Here is an 18,233-nt window from a genome sequence, read left to right on the forward strand (position 1 = left end):
CATGTTTGCCGGTTTCATCCGTTCCATATCCCCAGAAAATGACCAAGGTCTTTCGCCGCACAAAGATGCGGGACTTGCTGATGTTTTGCGACTTCTACGCAAAGTTGGGGCTGTCGCAGACGAGGCATCCGACCGTGATGGTGCGATCTTGGCAATCCTCACGGCGGTATGTGATTACTGCGCATGGCCGATTGGGCATGCCTATGTACGTGATGGCGAACATTTGTCATCTGCTGGTATCTGGTCGATTGATGGAAACATTTCGACGGCTGATCTTGCTGAATTTCGCACGCAGTCAGAAGAAACGGTATTTGCACTGGGCCAAGGACTTATTGGAACGGTTGCGGTGCGCGGTGAACCTGTTTGTATTGAAGATGTCACGCAAAAGGATGGATTTCTGCGCGCCGCAAGTGCGGCCCGAAACGGATTGCGCGGCTGTTTTGCCTTGCCGGTGAAACTGGGAGGTCAGACCGTTGCCGTAATCGAGTTTTTCAGCCCAGAGATTGCCAAACTTGATGCCGAACTTCTTGAACTTTTGGGGTTCGTGGGTGGGCAGGTTGCCCGGGTGATAGAGCGCGATGATGTGTTGAAATCGCGCGAAAAACTGGCATCGGACTTTGAAAATCAGGTTCAGGGCACAGTTGGGATGCTGGGGGCTGCCGTCAGTCAGATGCGCAGTGCGCTTGATGTTCTTGGCAATAGCAACAAAAGAACCGAATTCTGCGGAACGGCAATTGATCAATCTGCAAGCAGTGCGTTGTCCAATATCGAAAATGTCGCTGATCACATGGAAACCTTGCAGGGTGAATTGGCCGACGTTGGTCGCGACGCCGGGGAAACGGTGAAAACCACCCATGTCATTGGACAGCAAGCACGCGATATGCGTGATGGTTTTGCCGCCCTGCAGGACCGCGCAGCTGATGCAGAAAAAATGCTGTCGAGCATTGCGGCCATTGCAGCCCAGATCAAAATGCTTGGACTGAATGCTTCCATTGAGGCGGCCCGTGTAGGCGAAGCAGGCAAGGGATTTGCCATTGTCGCCAAAGAGGTCAAGGCGCTAGCCGGGCAATCGGCCACTGCAACAGAGGAAATTGCCCACTGGATGAATGGTATGACGGAGGCCATTTCCAAAGCCGGGGGCGATATTGAACATATCGCCATTGCCATGGACGGGTTACAGCAACGCGCCGAAGCAACCGCTGTTCAGACCGATAGACAGGCAGAAATCTGCATGTCGGTTGCACGTGATGCCGATGCTGCCTTGGCAGAAGCACGCAAGGTCGGCGACAGTGTTGTGGAAATTAACCAAGCCATCCATCACGCGACCACGGTTTCGACCGAGCTTGGTGAGGCTGCGATCAATCTCGAAGGGCAGGGAGCCGAACTTAGTGCGCGGGTCGAAGGGTTTGTTGGCAAGATCCTTGTGATGTGACACTTCATCCGCTGTTTGTGCTGGGTGTTGTTTAGGACAGCGGTACATCCGGGCCGGGGGTGAATTTGGCGGTGCGCCGCGCAATCAACCGCGCAAGCGGTGGGCCAAGTGCAAGCACCATAAAGAAACGTGTGGCTTGCAGGACCAGAATAAATGACAGATCAACATTGGTGCTGGCGGCGATAATCGCCACCGAATCAAGTCCGCCGGGACTGGTTGCCAGATACGCCGTGAGCGGATCGACATCCATAAACACCACCAACAGGACTGAAATACTTGCACAAAACGCAATCAGGACAGTGATCGACAGCAGGATTTTGGGCAGGGCATATGCCGCATGTCGGATTACTGCGGGCGTGAATTTCAATCCGACAGCCCAGCCGATGGCGGCATAGGCCAACCCAAGAAACCATTCGGGCAGAACGATATCAACCCATCCGTTGATGTGAAGGATGGTCGTTATAATGATCGGAAACAAAAGCGGGCCGGATGGCAGCCGTGAATAGATGCCAGCCACACACAGGCCAACAACCAGCGCAAGGGTGATGGCAAACTGGCCGTAATCAATGGTTGGGAACCAGTCATAGGTGCCTGCGGCGGCGGCGAGTTCCGGATCGACCCAAAGGTTGGCAATCGATGACGCAACAGCAACCACAATAACCACCCGAACATACTGCATGAAGGCCACAAGCCGGGCATCGGCGCCAAATGCCTCAGCCATGATGACCATTGCGGAAGCCGCACCGGGGGAGGATCCCCAAATGCCGGCGGTTCCCGGAAGGACCTGACGCACACAGAGTATCCAGCCAAGCAGACTGCTTGCGATCATGGTTAAGGCCGTGACCCCAAGGATCAGCGGCCAATCATGGGTAAAGGATGTCAGGATCCCGATGGACATTGATCCGCCAATCATGACGCCCAGCACCGATTGGGCACCAAGATAAATTGGTTTTGGCGTGGCAATAGTTGCGCCATTGGTGCCCATAATGATGCCAATGATCATCGGGCCAAGCAACAAGGCCGCAGGCACATGGAATTCATGTAGAAGAACGGAGAACCCCAGTGAGACCGTTACCATCAACAGCCATTGCAGGCTTTTGGGCAGGCGACCGATACGTTCGTTTGGGGCAGGTTGGGGCGTTTGGGCAAGATCGGGCAGATCAGAATCAGATGACACGGGCAGTCGCCTCATATGGTGGCAAAAGGCAGGTCGTCCGCGTGGTGGCGCGGATGGCATAGGTTACGGCGTTGGTGGGGACCGTCATAAGCTGTACGCGTGCAGTATAACCCGAAAAAAGTCGAATAATCGAGGGGCTAGCAATCATATCGCAGTTGGAATCTTGGCGGACTTGATTGTGCTTGGACAGAGCATGTGAAGTTTCGTATTAGTCATTGATTGGCTTAAAGTCAGCGGTTCTCAATATTGATGTTGCGGATTAGCGTGCGAAGTTCGGGGGAAAAGTTGACCAAGATATCCTATGTCGTAACGGTTTTTAACAAGGCCCCGTTCTTGCCATCTGTGATTGACAGTTTGCGCAATCAAACCGGATCGTTTGACCGTGAATTCATTTTCATCGACGATGGGTCAACGGATAACTCAATCGATGTCATTCGCAAGGCGACGTCCGGTATGGATGATGTTCGCATTGTCACACAGCCAAACCATGGCCCGGCTATTGCGACCAATAATGCAGTTTCAATTGCAACGGGTGACTGGATCAAACTTGTTGATTCTGACGATGTTCTTGCGCCTTATTGTTCAGAACTTCTTTTGAGTAATGCTCTGGCGCATGATCTTGATTTCATCTTCGGGTCTGCTGACTACTATGACATGGCAACCGGGCCTGTATTTCCCAAAACCGATATTGCGTCACTTAAGACCATTTTATTTGATGACCCACTTTGGACGGTGCTTGATCGTGGTTTCGCGCGCGTCAGTCATTGCCTATTTAAAAAAGATCTATTTGATCGGGCGGGAGGTTGTGATCCACGAATTTTCTCGCAGGACCATAGCCTTTTCATTCGCCTGATGGCACATGGCACGTTGGGCCAGATCAAGCATGTTGTCTGTTTGGGTCCCGAGGACGAGCCGGGCCGGATCATGAATAATCAGGCGCAGGTCATTCATGATGCCAGTATTGCGCTTGCCTATTTCCTTGCCGATCATCCGGCAATTACAGCAGACAAGCGCAGATTGATTACGAAAAAGGTGCTGTCGCGCGTTCGTAAATGGGAAAAGAAGGAACTGGGCAAAGGCGTATTTGGACCAGCCAGTCGATACTACATACTCGCGCGCCTTGGCGTGGCGGTCAGCGGTACGACGTTGGTATCTTTGTGTAACGTCATTGGTGATGGTCAGAAATTGCGTGTTTCAGACAAAACGAAATTACCAGTCTTACAGGATATCTCCCATGAGCCATGAAAACATTCAGGTCATTTTTGATGGTGATGAGAATGCCCCGCTGACCATTGTTCTGGCGCATGGGGCAGGAGCCCCTATGGACAGTCCGTTTATGGATCAGATGGCGAGTGAGTTGGCTGGGCTTGGCTGCCGCATTGCGCGGTTTGAGTTTCCCTATATGGCCAAACGCCGTCTGGATGGCAAAAAACGGGGACCGGACCGTGCACCGGTTTTATTGGAATTCTTTGGCGATGTTGTTGATCAGTTGGGCGATCCGGACAAGTTGGTGATTGGCGGGAAATCCATGGGGGGACGCATGGCGAGTATGGTGGCAGATGATCTTGGTATGGCCGGGTTGGTGTGCCTTGGCTATCCGTTTCATCCTCCCGGAAAGCCTGAAAACTTGCGGACCGAACATCTGACCGGTTTAAAAACACCGACCCTGATTTGTCACGGCACGCGGGATCCATTTGGCACGCCCGATGAAATTGCCGCGTATGATTTGGCCGACACTATCGCGTTGCATTGGGTTGCGGATGGTGACCATGGTTTCAAGCCACGCAAAAGCTCTGGCCGAACGCAATCACAAAACATCAAAGATGCTGCCACCGCCATCAACGATTTTTCCCGAGGCCTTGTGACATAACAGCCCGCCGGTTTGGCGGGCTGTTATAGCGGGTATCGTACCCCCAGTTAGTCACATATTGGGTGATGTCTCCCACTGTGGTGCCGCGTAATCAGGCCAGTGCGGCTTCGGTGGCATCAAGAAAATGCTGGGCATATTCCGGGGCAACTACGCCGTTCTGGCTTGCGACATCAATCCTCACACCATTGGGATCAAGCAGCGCGAAATGTTTCTGCCCCCATGGCTCACTGCGGACTTCAAGGGCAAATTCAAATCCAGCGTCGCGCACTTCATCCGCAGCAACACCAGCGTCTTCGACTTCAAGGCAGATGACACTGCCTTCGCCAAGGGTTGCGGCATGAAACAGTTCGGGTTGGGTGTCATGGCCGGGTTTCATCAGGCCCAGTTGAACCGATGGGAAGTCTGCCCAGACCAACTGGCAATACCATTCGCCGTCAAATACGGGCGTAAAGCCGAGTTTTTTATAGAAGGCGCGGCTTTGGGTGAATTTCTCGGTGATGATGATCGGATATGAGTTGGTGACTTTCATCGTCATGCTCCTGACGTTGGTGTAAAATCCTGTCCCGATTTCGCAATGTTGCACATACCTCCTGACAGGAGCCTGTCAGGAGCGTTATGATAATTTTTGGGGCAGGATGACAAAGGAGCGATCATGAGAAGGGCCGACCGACTGTTTCGCCTTGTCCAAATCCTGCGCCGCCGCAAATTGTGCCGCGCACGTGATTTGGCCGAGGAACTGGAAGTTTCCGAACGCACGATTTACCGCGATATTCGCGATTTGGCCGCATCAGGTGTCCCGGTGGAGGGCGAAGCCGGTGTTGGATACATCCTGCGCGATGGCTATGACCTGCCGCCTTTGATGTTTGATGCCGATGAGATCGAAGCATTGGTGGTTGCAGCGCGCATGGTGCAAAGCTGGACCGATCCACAGATGGCGCGCGCAGCGGGCGATGCCCTGACCAAGATCGAGGCGGTCTTGCCAGAAAAATTGCGTGGGTTGATCGGTGGGGTACCAATTGCGGTGGCCGAAATTGCGCAGGAACCGATTGCGATTTCCATGCCCAACCTTCGCCGTGCTATCCGCGACCGCAGCTTCATTGAAATTGACTATACCGATGCCAAGGGCGACGAAACCAAACGCCGCGTCAGGCCACTTGGCATGCTGTTTTTTGGCAGTACGTGGCTGTTGGCGTGCTGGTGTGAATTACGTGTTGCATTCCGCGTGTTTCGCGCTGATCGTATTCGAAATATGGATATCTCGACCGAACGCTTTCGTCCGGTCGCAGGCCAGACATTGCGGGACTATCTGATTTCCGAAGGCATCGAAGGCGAAATCCTCAATGGCATCGGTCGATAACGAATTTGTTCTAACCGTCGCAGAACTTTTGGCACCGCTGGGTCATATCCGACCCAACCGAATGTTTGGCGGCTTTGGTCTTTATTGTGATGGCGTGTTCTTTGCGATCATTGCCGATGATGTTTTGTATCTGAAAGGTGATGCGCAAACGCGTGCGACATATGACGACATCGGGATGGCGCGGTTTGCTGTGCCTTCGGGGCGGGCAATGACATTGTCATATTTTGAAGTGCCCGGCGAATGGATTGAAAATCCCGAGCCGTTGATTGAAATTGCCCATATGGCATTGGGTGCGGCCAACCGGGCCCAAGCGATTAAGGATACCAAAAAGAAAAAGCGCAAACCGGGCAAAGCCAGCCAAAAGTAAGACAAAAGAAACCGCGCTTAGTTTGACCGGTGGCACATTGGTTGGAAATTGTCTGCGTTATTGCCCAGCATATATGTCGGGTTTCTGATTTAGTCTGATGATTGTGTGATCAAGGGATGCAATTAAACAGCTTTTGCGTGTAAGCTTTTCACGACAAAAACAAAAATTGGGTATCCCGAAACGTGGCAACCGGTTCTGTTTGGCACAAAGTTGCCGAAATAATCAGAATTCATACGGACAAACCTGAGCTCATGCGGGCTCAGGTCAAGGCGTTGTCACGGCAGATCCCGGTTCTTTATGGCTTGTTGTTGGCCAACGCGGTTGCCCTTGCCTATACCCATTACGGAACAGCCCCCGATTGGTTGACGATCTATGCGGTTCTTGTCCTTGGTGCGTGTTGTATTGCGCGAGGTTATGCTTGGCAGCGGGCCGGCCTTGACGTCAGTGATATCAATGTCTGCATAGGACATTTACGCCGCATCCGGGTGATGGCGGTGGTGATTTCGGTGCTGTTTACCGCTTGGGCAATTACCATGTTTGGCTATGGTGATCCCTATCAACAGGGGCACGTTGCCTATTTCATCTCGATCACGGTGGTTGGCTGTATATTCTGTCTGGTGAATTTTCCGCCTGCAGCCTTGCTGGTTGTGGTGATAGTACTTGGGACCTTCGTGCTTTATTTCGGTTTTAGCGGGAATGAGGTTTATGTCGCGATTGCCGTAAACATGGCCTTGGTCTCGGCCATGATTATTCAGATCATCACCAGTTATTATGCCGCGTTTTCGGGTTTGGTTACGTCGCGCATTGATCTTGAACGTCAGCATAAAACAACGCTTGAACTCTCTGAGCAGAACGAAGCCCTTGCCTTCCTTGATCCGTTGACTGGCCTGTCAAACCGTCGTGCGTTCTTTGCCTATCTTGAAGACGCGGTTGCAACTGCCGCAGCCAAGGCGGATACGTCGGCGGGGCAGCATGATCGCTTTGCCGTTGCGATGATTGATCTTGATGGGTTTAAGCCCGTCAATGATGTGCATGGTCATCCCATAGGCGATGAGTTGTTAATGCACGCGGGCGAACGCCTGCGCCACATCCTGAGCGGCGATGCCTTGCTGGCAAGGCTGGGCGGGGATGAATTTGGGATTGTCCTTGGCGAATATAGCGACGCGACCGAGCTGATTGCCCTTGGTAAACAGATTTGTCAGGAGCTTAATCGCCCCTATACGCTGAGCAATGTGAGCGTGCAGCTTTCAGCATCTTTGGGGTTTGCGACGTACCCTGCGGTGGCACGCACATCAAACGGATTGTTTGAGCGTGCTGATTTTGCGCTGTATCACGCAAAAAAGAACATGCCGGGCGAAGCGGTGTTGTTTGCCGCCCACCACGAAACTCTGATCCGTCATGATTCACAGATAGAGCAAGCACTGCGTAAGGCCGATTTGTCGCAGGAACTTTCGCTTCATTATCAGCCGGTTTTTGATGTGGAAACCGGGGCTGTCAATTCCATCGAGGCACTTGCCCGGTGGGACAGTGCGCTCATGGGGCGGGTGTCGCCGGGGACATTTTTCCCGGTGGCAGAAAAAACCGGACAGGTTGGCATGCTGACCAAAATTCTGTTTGAAAAATTGCTGCGTGAAATGCGCGAATGGCCCGAACACATATCGGTGTCGTTCAACCTGTCGGCCCGTGATATTATTTTATCCGACACGACCGAATGGCTGATTGAGCAGATCAAAGCCAATGGTATTACCCCGGAACGTCTAACGTTCGAGGTGACTGAAACCGCGTTTCTGCGTGATTTTGCGGCCGCCCGAACCAGCATTCGCTATTTGCGCAACCATGGTGCGCGGGTGGCGATGGATGATTTTGGGATCGGCTATTCCAGTTTGCGATATGTGCATGAGCTGGAATTTGACTGCCTTAAGGTCGATCGCAGTTTTATCGCGCCACTGGCAAGTACCGAACGCAGCCAGCGGATTGTCAAAACGATCATTGATATGTGCACCAACCTTGAAATTGATTGCGTGATCGAAGGTATTGAAACCCAAAGCCAGCGTGACATCGTGATCGAGCTCGGGGGGCGTTTGGTGCAAGGCTATTTCTTTGCCAAACCAGTCAAGCGACCTGTTTTGAAACGTTTGCCCGCAATGCTCAAAAAACAGTAACGGTGCGTCCTTTGCCCATACGTCGATTGGGTACGTTATTGCTGGCGTCCGGGCGCTTGGCCCACTTTTGCCGGATGAAAACGGTACTGCACGATCAGTATTGATGCCTCGGTTAACATTCCCGCAACCAGATGACGATAAGCTGTGTCTTGCGAGATCGCAGTCATGAAGCCTTTTTATGCCAAGCGATCACTGATTTTGGCGCAAACAGGGCATTTTTTGATGTCATCGCAGACACATATTTCGCAAGAATTTAGTTCGGTCATTACCGGCAAGATTGATCTTGCCCCGGAAATTCGTCTGCGCCTGCGTCAGTTGATTGATAGTTTACCCGATGAGCCTGCCCGTCTTCGGGTGTTGGGACATGTTTTGCTTGATCTTGGTCTTTGTGAATTGGGGCTAAATGCATTTGGCCGCGCCTTGATTTTGGATGACCTTGATGCGGCAACACATATGGGCCTGACCCGGACCTATATGCAAATTGGGCGCCGTGAAACTGCGCTTGAACATCTTGAAATCGCCATTAGCCTGCGTCCGGATTCTCGGGAATTACGCGTTCTGGCAGCCGACCTTTTGGGATGTCGCAATAAAATGCGTGCGCTTGACCAGTTGGGGGCCGTTCTTGGCAATGAGCCAGATCACGCCGGTGCGCGCAAAGGATTGGCCAATCTGGTGCGCACGGTCATCGCGGGACGCCTTCAATCGGTTAAGGAACAAGGTGCGGCGGCTGTGGCAGAAGTCAGTGTTGAAACCGAGGCTTCGACACCGACAACATCTACCTCTGCACCGTATTACTGGTACAATGCCGCTGAACCGTTTGGCGATGTTGTGCAGTCGTCTTTGGGGCGTGCGCGATACGTTTCGTGACCCTTGCGCGATCAGGATTATCGCGGGTTTTTCCAAACTTCATGTTTTCGGGTTTTATTGGGGCTCGTCGCAGGCAGTAAAGCCATCTGCGCCATTTGCTGATTGCAGTGAGACGACCGTAAAATCATCGGAAAGCTGCACCGGGGCCCGGTCCATGAACTGGTCGGCAATTTGGGCCGCCAAATCAACATCGCTGCTGCTTTCCATAACGGTTTCATGCACCATTGAAAGCAGCTTTTCTTCACTTAGGAACTGACCATCATCCAACGTTGTTTCGATCAAGGCGTCGCTGTAAAGCAGCAGGAAGCTGTTTTGGTCAAACGGCACTTCACGGGTTTCGTAGCGCGCGTCACGAATAACGCCCAAAGGAACACCAGACCCATCAAGATAGCGTGCCGCACCGGTTGTACTGTCTCCCAGTACCGGGGATGTACAGGCCGCACTGGCGTAGGAAAATGTTGCCTTATTTCGATCAATAATCCCGTAGAGCATCGTGGCATACTGCCCAATTGGCAAAAGCCCCTTGAGATGCCGGTTAAGATTGCTGAGATACGCACCGGGATCAGGATCGCGTATCTGGTCTGACCATATCAGGGAGTGCAGTCGAAACGTATTTAACGCTGCCCCCAGTCCATGCCCCGCAAAATCAACGATATAGACCCCCAACCGCTGCTCATCAATTGGCACAAGACCCCACATGTCCCCGCCAAGCTCCGATGACATCTGGAAGGTCGCACTGATCCGCATGCCGTAATCAAACCCGGTCCCGCGATATTGTTCGGGGGCAGGGTTAAGGTTTTCCTGCATGTCACGCGCAAGGTCGAGTTCAGATTGTGTCCGTTCACGATAGGCGCGAAGCTGTTTGACGAGAAGCCGGTTTTCCAGATGGATTTTGGTCCGCGCGATCAGCTCAGCCTTATTGAGCGGCTTAAGGATAAGATCCGTCGCACCGTCATCGAAAATCCTTGTGCGACCTTCATTTTCTTCGAGTGCAGTCTGGGCAATGATTGGCGTTTCGGCAAATTGGGGATCGGCGCGCAGGGCTTTGCAAACCTCATAACCATCAAGTTTCGGCATGATGATGTCGAGAATTATAAGATCCGGGTTATGGGCTTTGGCCTGGGCCAGGGCATCTTCACCGTCCTTGGCAAACACAAGGTTCGTAAAGCCGTCCGACCGCAGGTAAGACGCGATGATTTCACGTGATAGCATCGTGTCGTCGGCAATCAGGATGGTTGCATTTTGCGGGGTGCGTAGCGCGGCATCGATACTACCCTGTGCGTCAAATTCGCGGATAAATGCTGGATCGGCCGAAAGGACGTCAGATTCGATCTGATCAAAGGTCAGTTTGATGGTTCGGCCACCGCGTGCAAATGTCACCGAATGGCACAGGCTTTTAATCAGAGGAAGACCACGGCCAAAAGTGGACTCCTGACCCGGCATTGTGGTCTCGTCCGTTTCCTTGCGCGGTGTGAAGCCAGCACCCTGATCGTTGATCGATATTACGATGTGGCCGTTCTTGCGTTTTTTCGCCGTCAATACGATGGCGCGGTCACCATATGTCGTCGATGCAAGTCGCTTTTTGGTTTCATCTCCAAGCTCGTTAAAGCGGTCCATCGACAGGCGACCACTGGTTGTAAGCGCAAGGTTCCCATGAATCAGGGAATTGGCAAATGCTTCCTGAACAGCCATTTCAACAGCCGGTGCAGTTGCCTCTTTTATCAGGCCGCGGTGGCGCAACGCGGTAACGAATTTTCGCGCAACCGGGAGGTGATAGGCACTACGCGTTGAAAGACAAACAAGCAGATGATGTTTGGATTTAGGATCGCTTCCAATGATCGGGCACAGATCGCCAAGATCCATTCCGTCAAAGCATTCAATGAAGTTGTCGGAATTTAACCGGATCAGGCTTCCAAGCCATTCGCGACCGGGATCACTTGGCAGCAGGCAGCAGGAAAAATGTGCAGAGTTTGAAAGGTCTTCTGGGCTGTTGCCGATAACATGTTCAAAGGGTATCGGATCGGACCTGTCCCAAATATTTGCCCCCGTCAGCAGGCTTTCAACATCATCAGATGAAAGCGACTGCGGAACGGCGACAGTAAGGGGGGAGTGGTCGTCGATATCCGACTCCATGAATTAGTCTTCCAGTTTGAAAAGCGTGTCAAAGCGGGCCACTTCAAGCATCCGTTTGACCTGTCCCTGTGCCCCGCGAAGAATGACGGTCGCACGCGCTTTTTCGCCTTCGTCACGCGCCAGCAATAGCATGCCCAGACCGGCTGAATCGATGAACTCAATACCGGCGACATCCAGCACGTGCGTCTCGGACTGATGGGCACGCATTTCTTCGATCAATTTGCGAAAATTGGAATGATCCCCAAATGTGAATCTACCCGTCAGTTCGACGGTCGTTGTCTTGTCGGTTTGTTCGGTGTTGTAGTTCAACCCGTGATACTCCTGAACGCCGATAATCTCGTTAAAACTATGCTTTTCTTAATCTTAGTCTGATTTTGTATGGTTTGAACCGACACTGCAACAATGTTTGCAGTTGTGGCAGGGATGTCACAATCGGTATGCTTGACCATAGTGGCTATATCGGGACGCGAACCAAAAAATGCCAGAGCAGGCACGCATAGTAATTGTGGAAGATACCCTGTCGCTTGCGCGGGTGTATCAGGACTACCTGCGTGCAGATGGTCATCTGGTCGAGCATGTGCTCAATGGTGCTGACGCCATTGAACGCCTGCGCCAAGATCCGCCAGATGTTCTGGTTCTTGATCTGGTGCTGCCCGATATGGATGGCCGCGAAGTTTTGCGAAGTGCCTCACATATTTGCCCCGAATGTAAAATCGTGGTGATTACCGCCCATGGATCGGTCAATATTGCGGTTGAAGCCATGCGCGAAGGGGCTTGGGATTTTCTGCTTAAACCCTTTGCCGCGGACAAATTGCGCGAAACGGTCAAAAAGGCGCTGGCGGGGCCATCGGTCCTCCCGCTTAAGAATGTTGAAGAATTCGGGGATCACGATACCGACCAGATGTATTTTGATATCATCGGCGGATCGGAAAATATGCGCGATATCTATCGCATTATTGAAAATGCAGCCCCAAGTCGCGCAACCGTCTTTATCACCGGGGAATCAGGAACCGGTAAGGAACTTGCCGCCGAGGCCATCCACAGTCGGTCCGAACGTTCAAGCGATCCATTCATCCCGTTAAACTGCGGTGCAATCCCCAAAGATTTGATGGAAAGCGAGATTTTTGGTCACGTCAAAGGCGCCTTTACCGGCGCTGTTGCTGATCGTGAAGGGGCGGCACATCGGGCGGCGGATGGTACGCTGTTTCTTGATGAAATCTGCGAGATGGATCTCGATCTTCAGACAAAGTTACTTCGGTTTATTCAAACCGGGACGTTCCAGAAAGTGGGTGGTAGTTCGCTTGAAACAGTTGATGTCCGGTTTGTCTGTGCGACGAACCGGGACCCGCTTGAAGAAGTGCGCACCGGTCGGTTCCGCGAAGATTTATATTACCGCCTGCATGTCATTCCGTTGCATATGCCGCCGTTGCGTGATCGTGACAAAGACATTCTGCAAATCGCGAATTTCTATCTGCAGCGCTACAACCGCGAAGAAGGCCGTGATTTCGAACGGTTCACGCCGGAAGTATCGGCATTGTTTGCCAGCTATTCGTGGCCGGGCAACATTCGTCAGTTGCAAAACATCATCCGTAACATTGTTGTTCTGAATAACGGCACGGAAGTAACCCTTGCGATGGTGCCGCGTCCGGTCAACAGCAGCACCGATGGCGATCAGTTTACCTCGGCAACAATCGAAGCACCGCCGCCCCATCCGGGCGTCTCCAATGATGCGGGAAACTCCGCGCGTTTGTGGGAAGGTGACCCCGAAGCACTGGCGTTTCTGGCAGGTGCACGTCAAATGCGCAAAGTTGTCGAAAATCGCCAGTCGCAAAATGCGGATAATCTTGTCGGAATGTCGGTGGGGGCCAATGCAAACGATCCGATGGCAATTCCGTCAATACCGCAAACCTCAGGTGGGTTGGGATATTCGGAAATTCGGCCCCTTTGGCTTGTTGAAAAACAGGCCATCGAAGAAGCGATAGAGCGGTGTGGAGGATCAATCCCGCGCGCCGCAGACGCACTGGGCGTCAGCCCATCAACGATATACCGTAAAAAGCAGGCATGGGAAGACGGCAGCATTCACTAAAGCCCGTCGATCTATATTACCAATGTCTGAAATGCTACTTCCAGCCGATCCCACTCGGCCTTCGTGCCGGGAAGGCCAAAACGCACCTTCGTTTCATCATGGTCAAACAGCCGAACCAAAATGCCCTTGCGGGCCAAATGGTTGGCAATGTTGTGTGCCTTTTGTCCATCAAACAGCAAAAACAGCGGCGTTGCCCCAACGCATTTTAACGGGCTGTGATCTGTGACAAGGGCTTCAAGTCGGTCGTGATCTATCCTAAGGCGTTCACGTGTTGCCTGCTGCCAATCGTGATCGGCAAAGGCAAGGGTCGCGACTTCCATTGAAGGGCCGGGAATGGCCCATGGTCCTATGCGTTCTTCAAGGTCACGCGCCAGTGCGGGTGAAAGGACCACACAGCCAATTCTGATCCCGGCTAGGCCAAAGAACTTGCCAAAAGATCGCAATACAAGTGTTTTGGGCATTTTATCAATCTGCGGACAAACCGATTGGTCCGGTTCGCAATCGATAAAGGCCTCATCAACAATCAGCCAATTGTTCGATTGATCGGCCAAATTGGACAGATCGGCGATATCGGATGCAGGGATCAGGGCGCCGTCGGGGTTGTTCGGATTAACCAGAATGACAACCGTGCCAGAAATGCCCGTTTCAAACAGCGATCGGGCCATGTCCAATCGCTCCATCGCAGGGATATCATGGTGTGTGCAGGCATGGCCCGCGCGTTGCCAACATCGACCATGCTCGGCATAGGTTGGGCCAAGAATATGCACGGAACTGATGTGGCTGTGATCGCGCAGCCAAAACGGAATGGTCTGAATAAGCGACTGGGTGCCTGCTGTGCAGACAAGGTGATCGGGCGATGGCAGTTGATAGTATTGGCTGGCAGCGTTTTTGAGCGCCGCCAATTCGCTGCCAAGTGGCAGGCGCTGCCAATGATGGGGTGCAATTTGGGGAACAGGATATCCAACCGGATTGATGCCGGTTGACAGATCAAGCCAGTTTTCGACCGCGATGCCGTATTTTTGCGCGGCAAGATCAATCGACCCACCATGATTGATGGGCGTTGTATCTGTCGGGGTTGTTTGGGTTTTATGCATTGTCTTGTCTGTCATCTACTCTGTCATCGGCAGCGATGACCCCAGTTTCGTGATGATGTCATTTTCCGATCAACCTCGGATCGATCTTGGGTCACCATAACCAGAAGGCAGGCAAGACGCACTTGCCTTGGTTGTGTTGACTGCGTATCGTCCGGCCACTCTCAATACCGGACATTGACCGATGATCACACCGAAAAACGCCACACAGCCAGATGAATGGCAAAAGATCAATCCTCAGCTTTCGATCACCGATCCGCAAAACGGATGTGTCGATATCGCGACGGTTGGGGCATTGAGTGATGGTTTCGATGCATCGGAATTGTCTGAGCGATTTTGGGACGAAGGATATTTCCTGATTGAGGACATCCTGCCAACCGATGCGCTGGCGACATTGCGTGAGGGGATCGAAACTCTTGTGCGCCATGATTTGCCGCCCGCCATGATTTATCTTTATGACGAGGCGTGGCAGATATTTATGCGTCTGCGTCCATTGCTTAGTCATTTCCTTGGCGACCGGTTGGCACTTTTACCGCATTTCTGGGCGTGGCACGTTGACCCGCGTGAGGATGGGCGTGGGTGGCCACCACATCGCGATTATCAGGGCGAAAGCGCGCTTGGCGATGACATGGTAATCAGTTTGTCTCTTTGGCTGCCACTTAGCGTTGCAACACCACAGAACGGTTGCATGTATGTATTGCCGCGTTCTTTTGAGAGGTGTTATGCTCGTAATGTTACTAAACCAAAAGACGTGAATTTGCAGGACGTTCGGGCATTGCCAGCCAGTCCCGGCGCGGTGATGGGATGGCGACAGGATTTGTATCATTGGGGAGGGCGCGCATCCAAACATGCGACGGAACCCAGAATAAGTCTTTCGCTGGAATTTCAGAATGCCGCCTTTGACCCACTTGCAGAACAGCTTTTGGAACTGGATCGGCCTCCGGAATTTCTGCAACGTCTGGAATTGATTGCATCACAGTTTGAAAAATACAAACACATGCAATCGATCGCCCCGGAAACCGTTAAATGGGCAAAGGCCGTTCTTGAGCAATGCGCGATTGTCCGGGGTTTTGATCCCCAGTGACGCAATGGGGAAAAAGGGTGCCTAAATGCTTCGGATACTGACCTGTGCCGGTATCACTCTGGCAGTCTTTTTGGCCATCACGCCGATTTTTCTTTTTTACTCATCGCTGTCTGACGCGAGCGTTGGCATGTTCACTTTTTCGATGATTGCCATGGTGGAAACCATTGCCTTGCTGACGCTTGCAATCAGCTGGATGGTTTACGAACTGACCAAACGCAAACAGTATGTTTTTGTCGTTTTGATCATGCTGTTCTTACTGATTGGCGACATTCTGGGCATGCCGCATCTGCTTGGGGATCAATTTGTTCTTGGCCGAGAACAGGCCATTGGAACATTCGTTGGACTTTTGGTTTTGGTCATGCGGTTTGCTGCGGCATTTATGATGGTGATGAGCTGGCATGCCGCGAATAAAAGCGATCAGATTTTTGTTCAGGATCGCGTCGTCGTTGCAACGATTGTTATTTTGGTTGTCGGCGGCTTGGCCATGATGGTTCCCATTTCGCTGCATCCTGACATCAACTTCGGTATGCAGCATGTGTTGTATGATGTCGGGACCCTGATACTGGCGCCGACGGCGATGTTGATGGCGATCGGTGCCGCCGGTTATATGGTGCGTTGTTCTGTGCGCTTTTCGCTGGCTGAGGCGATGCTCTGTACGAGCATGTTAATCGGCACGTTCAATCATCTGGCCTTGTTTGTCTTTGAAGCTGATAGCGTGGAGCTGATTGCCCGGTTCATTATCCCGTCACGGATTATAAGCTATAGCCTTGCCTTGGGTTTTGTTCTGCTGTCCTTGCGCAACCATTATCGCCAGTCATATCTTGCCAGTTCGGCCAAAAGTGAATTTTTGGCAACCATGAGCCACGAAATTCGCACACCGCTCAATGGTGTTCTCGGGCTTGCACAATTGCTCCATGACACGCGCCTTGATAACGATCAGCGCGAACGGGTTGATGGTATTTTGTCATCGGGCAGGGCGTTGATGGCTTTGCTCAATGATATTCTCGATATGAGCAAGATCGAGTCTGGTCGGGTCGAACTCGAGAACCGGTCATTTTACCCGTCCGACGTGACCTCCGATTTAAAAAACTTTGTCGGAACCATCGCGGCGGAAAAGAACCTGTCGGTGACTTGCAAAGACGGGGCGCTTGAGAACCTTGTCTTTTGGGGAGATGAAGTCCGTCTGCGTCAGATTTTGTGGAACCTGTTGTCCAATGCGGTGAAATTTACCCGCAAAGGTTCAGTTCGCCTTGAGATCAATAAAATAGAACCGGATCACAAGCCTGAAGAAGGTGTGCGCAGCCTTCGGGACGGGGAAGTGCTGTATCATTTCGCGGTGATCGACACCGGTATCGGAATAGCGCAGGAACGGCTGACCCAGATTTTCGCGCCTTTCACTCAGGCCGATAATTCGACAATGCGTCAATATGGTGGAACCGGACTTGGGCTTTCGATTGCGTTTAGCCTGACCGAGCTTATGGGCGGAAAAATGACGGTTAGCAGTGTTGAACGGCAAGGTACGCGGTTTGACCTTTGGCTTCCATTCATGACCGAAATCGAAAGCACTGAAAACCATCCACATTACGAAAAAGTTGTCGATGACGGCGGTACTGTCTTGGCCGGTGCGCGGGTTCTTGTCGTCGAAGACAACGAAGTCAATGCCAAGGTCATTGCGGCAATGATCAAGCGGCATGATTTGATCGTTGAAGTCGTACCCAACGGTCGCGAAGCTGTTCAGGCATTTCGTAATAATGACTATGACATCATCCTGATGGATGCACATATGCCGGTTCTTGATGGCGAGGGTGCGACCCGCCATATCCGTGAACTTGAACGGTTCTCAGGTGGTTTGCGCATTCCGATTATTTGTGTGACGGCAGATGCCTTTAACGACCGGCATCGCGATTTTCTGGCAGCGGGGATGGATGATGTCCTGACCAAACCGGTGGAAGAACGTAAGCTTTACAGCACACTTTTGAGATTCCTGCGTAACCGTCCACGTATTTCTCCTCGTTTGGAAAGCGATCAGTTTGATGTGGTTCCCTTGGAACTCGCATTGCAGCCCAAGGCGCCGACTGCACGCGCAACTGATACCAAGACACCGGATGCATCCGATGATGCAGCTTTGGGTGACATGTCATCGCTAAAGGACCATATACCGAACTCGGATGGCAAAACTGCTGATAATGTTGATGATGACCAACGCAGTGCAGACAAAGAGACAATAATGAATTTGATTGATAACAGCCGGTTCGATGAAATGTGTTCAGCGCTTGGAAAAGATCAATTTTCGATGCTGATTAATCTGTTGCCTGCATCCTATCAGGAAGAACGCGTCAAGATCGTTGAGGCGATCAATAGCGGCGATCGCGAAGCTCTGCGCCGGGCCGCACACACCATTAAGGGCATGGCGGGTAACCTTGCCGCACAGAAACTGGCAGACGATGCACGTGAACTTGAAAAATATGACGGTGCATTTGATGATGCAATTCATGCCCGTATTGCCGAGCTTGATAAACTGGCCGAAGACACGATTGCTGAAATGCATGCAGCATTGCGTGTGTGATCAAGACGGCGTTTGACGCGCTGTACCAGAAATACGGATAT

Annotated in this window: 15 protein-coding genes; 10 read left to right on the plus strand and 5 right to left on the minus strand. The window is 52.1% G+C overall.

Annotated features, from left to right (window positions below; translation table 11 throughout):
- Position 1 precedes the first annotated feature (1 nt).
- Positions 2-1,432, plus strand: a complete 1,431-nt coding sequence (locus tag AMM48_RS04070) for a methyl-accepting chemotaxis protein (RefSeq protein ID WP_102783028.1) — start codon at positions 2-4, stop codon at positions 1,430-1,432.
- Positions 1,433-1,463: 31 nt separating this feature from the next.
- Here AMM48_RS04070 and AMM48_RS04075 read toward each other — a convergent pair whose 3' ends face one another.
- Positions 1,464-2,609: an AbrB family transcriptional regulator gene (locus AMM48_RS04075; RefSeq protein WP_244271109.1), complete on the minus strand. Its 1,146-nt coding sequence runs from the start codon at positions 2,607-2,609 to the stop codon at positions 1,464-1,466.
- Between the two features lie 285 nt (positions 2,610-2,894).
- Between AMM48_RS04075 and AMM48_RS04080 the strand changes: the two genes are divergently transcribed.
- Together AMM48_RS04080 and AMM48_RS04085 are read left to right on the plus strand one after the other, a co-directional pair.
- Complete coding sequence (locus AMM48_RS04080; RefSeq protein WP_158246421.1) at positions 2,895-3,854, plus strand: glycosyltransferase family 2 protein; 960 nt, start codon at positions 2,895-2,897, stop codon at positions 3,852-3,854.
- Positions 3,844-4,479: an alpha/beta family hydrolase gene (locus AMM48_RS04085; protein ID WP_102783031.1), complete on the plus strand. Its 636-nt coding sequence runs from the start codon at positions 3,844-3,846 to the stop codon at positions 4,477-4,479. The genes AMM48_RS04080 and AMM48_RS04085 overlap by 11 nt, the downstream gene beginning before the upstream one ends.
- A 91-nt stretch (positions 4,480-4,570) precedes the next feature.
- Here AMM48_RS04085 and AMM48_RS04090 read toward each other — a convergent pair whose 3' ends face one another.
- Positions 4,571-5,008: a VOC family protein gene (locus AMM48_RS04090; RefSeq protein WP_102783032.1), complete on the minus strand. Its 438-nt coding sequence runs from the start codon at positions 5,006-5,008 to the stop codon at positions 4,571-4,573.
- 123 nt (positions 5,009-5,131) lie between these two features.
- Between AMM48_RS04090 and AMM48_RS04095 the strand changes: the two genes are divergently transcribed.
- The 4 genes from AMM48_RS04095 to AMM48_RS04110 all read left to right on the plus strand — a co-directional run bounded on the left by AMM48_RS04095 (position 5,132) and on the right by AMM48_RS04110 (position 9,232).
- Entirely contained in the window at positions 5,132-5,836 is a 705-nt protein-coding gene (locus AMM48_RS04095; protein ID WP_022733285.1) for a YafY family protein, read from the plus strand.
- The gene (locus tag AMM48_RS04100; protein WP_022733284.1) at positions 5,820-6,203 is read left to right on the plus strand and encodes a TfoX/Sxy family protein; all 384 of its coding nucleotides are present in this window, start codon (positions 5,820-5,822) and stop codon (positions 6,201-6,203) included. The genes AMM48_RS04095 and AMM48_RS04100 overlap by 17 nt, the downstream gene beginning before the upstream one ends.
- A 251-nt stretch (positions 6,204-6,454) precedes the next feature.
- Positions 6,455-8,365 carry an EAL domain-containing protein gene (locus AMM48_RS04105; protein WP_244271110.1) on the plus strand — a complete coding sequence of 637 codons (1,911 nt, stop codon included), beginning with the start codon at positions 6,455-6,457 and terminating at the stop codon, positions 8,363-8,365.
- 222 nt (positions 8,366-8,587) lie between these two features.
- Positions 8,588-9,232, plus strand: a complete 645-nt coding sequence (locus AMM48_RS04110) for a hypothetical protein (protein WP_244271111.1) — start codon at positions 8,588-8,590, stop codon at positions 9,230-9,232.
- Between the two features lie 54 nt (positions 9,233-9,286).
- Here the strand turns inward: AMM48_RS04110 and AMM48_RS04115 are convergent, their stop codons facing one another.
- Together AMM48_RS04115 and AMM48_RS04120 are read right to left on the minus strand one after the other, a co-directional pair.
- Entirely contained in the window at positions 9,287-11,365 is a 2,079-nt protein-coding gene (locus AMM48_RS04115; protein WP_102783034.1) for a SpoIIE family protein phosphatase, read from the minus strand.
- Positions 11,366-11,368: 3 nt separating this feature from the next.
- Positions 11,369-11,674 (minus strand): STAS domain-containing protein, encoded by a 306-nt coding sequence (locus AMM48_RS04120; protein ID WP_102783035.1) that lies wholly within the window; start codon positions 11,672-11,674, stop codon positions 11,369-11,371.
- A 169-nt stretch (positions 11,675-11,843) separates the two neighbouring features.
- Between AMM48_RS04120 and AMM48_RS04125 the strand changes: the two genes are divergently transcribed.
- Entirely contained in the window at positions 11,844-13,451 is a 1,608-nt protein-coding gene (locus AMM48_RS04125) for a sigma-54 dependent transcriptional regulator (protein WP_022733279.1), read from the plus strand.
- A gap of 11 nt (positions 13,452-13,462) precedes the next feature.
- On the opposite strand, the gene cobD is transcribed toward AMM48_RS04125, so the two are convergent.
- Positions 13,463-14,560, minus strand: coding sequence for a threonine-phosphate decarboxylase CobD (cobD, locus tag AMM48_RS04130; protein ID WP_102783036.1), 1,098 nt, complete (start codon positions 14,558-14,560; stop codon positions 13,463-13,465).
- 166 nt (positions 14,561-14,726) lie between these two features.
- Between cobD and AMM48_RS04135 the strand changes: the two genes are divergently transcribed.
- Together AMM48_RS04135 and AMM48_RS04140 are read left to right on the plus strand one after the other, a co-directional pair.
- On the plus strand, positions 14,727-15,626 hold the full coding sequence (locus AMM48_RS04135) for a phytanoyl-CoA dioxygenase family protein (protein WP_102783037.1): 900 nt from the start codon (positions 14,727-14,729) through the stop codon (positions 15,624-15,626).
- Positions 15,627-15,753: 127 nt separating this feature from the next.
- A complete protein-coding gene (locus tag AMM48_RS04140) occupies positions 15,754-18,192 on the plus strand; it encodes an ATP-binding protein (protein WP_158246422.1) in 2,439 nt (812 codons plus the stop codon).
- Positions 18,193-18,233 lie beyond the last annotated feature (41 nt).

Source organism: Thalassospira sp. GB04J01, assembly GCF_000751115.1.
GTDB classification, from domain to species: Bacteria; Pseudomonadota; Alphaproteobacteria; order Rhodospirillales; family Thalassospiraceae; genus Thalassospira; species Thalassospira lucentensis.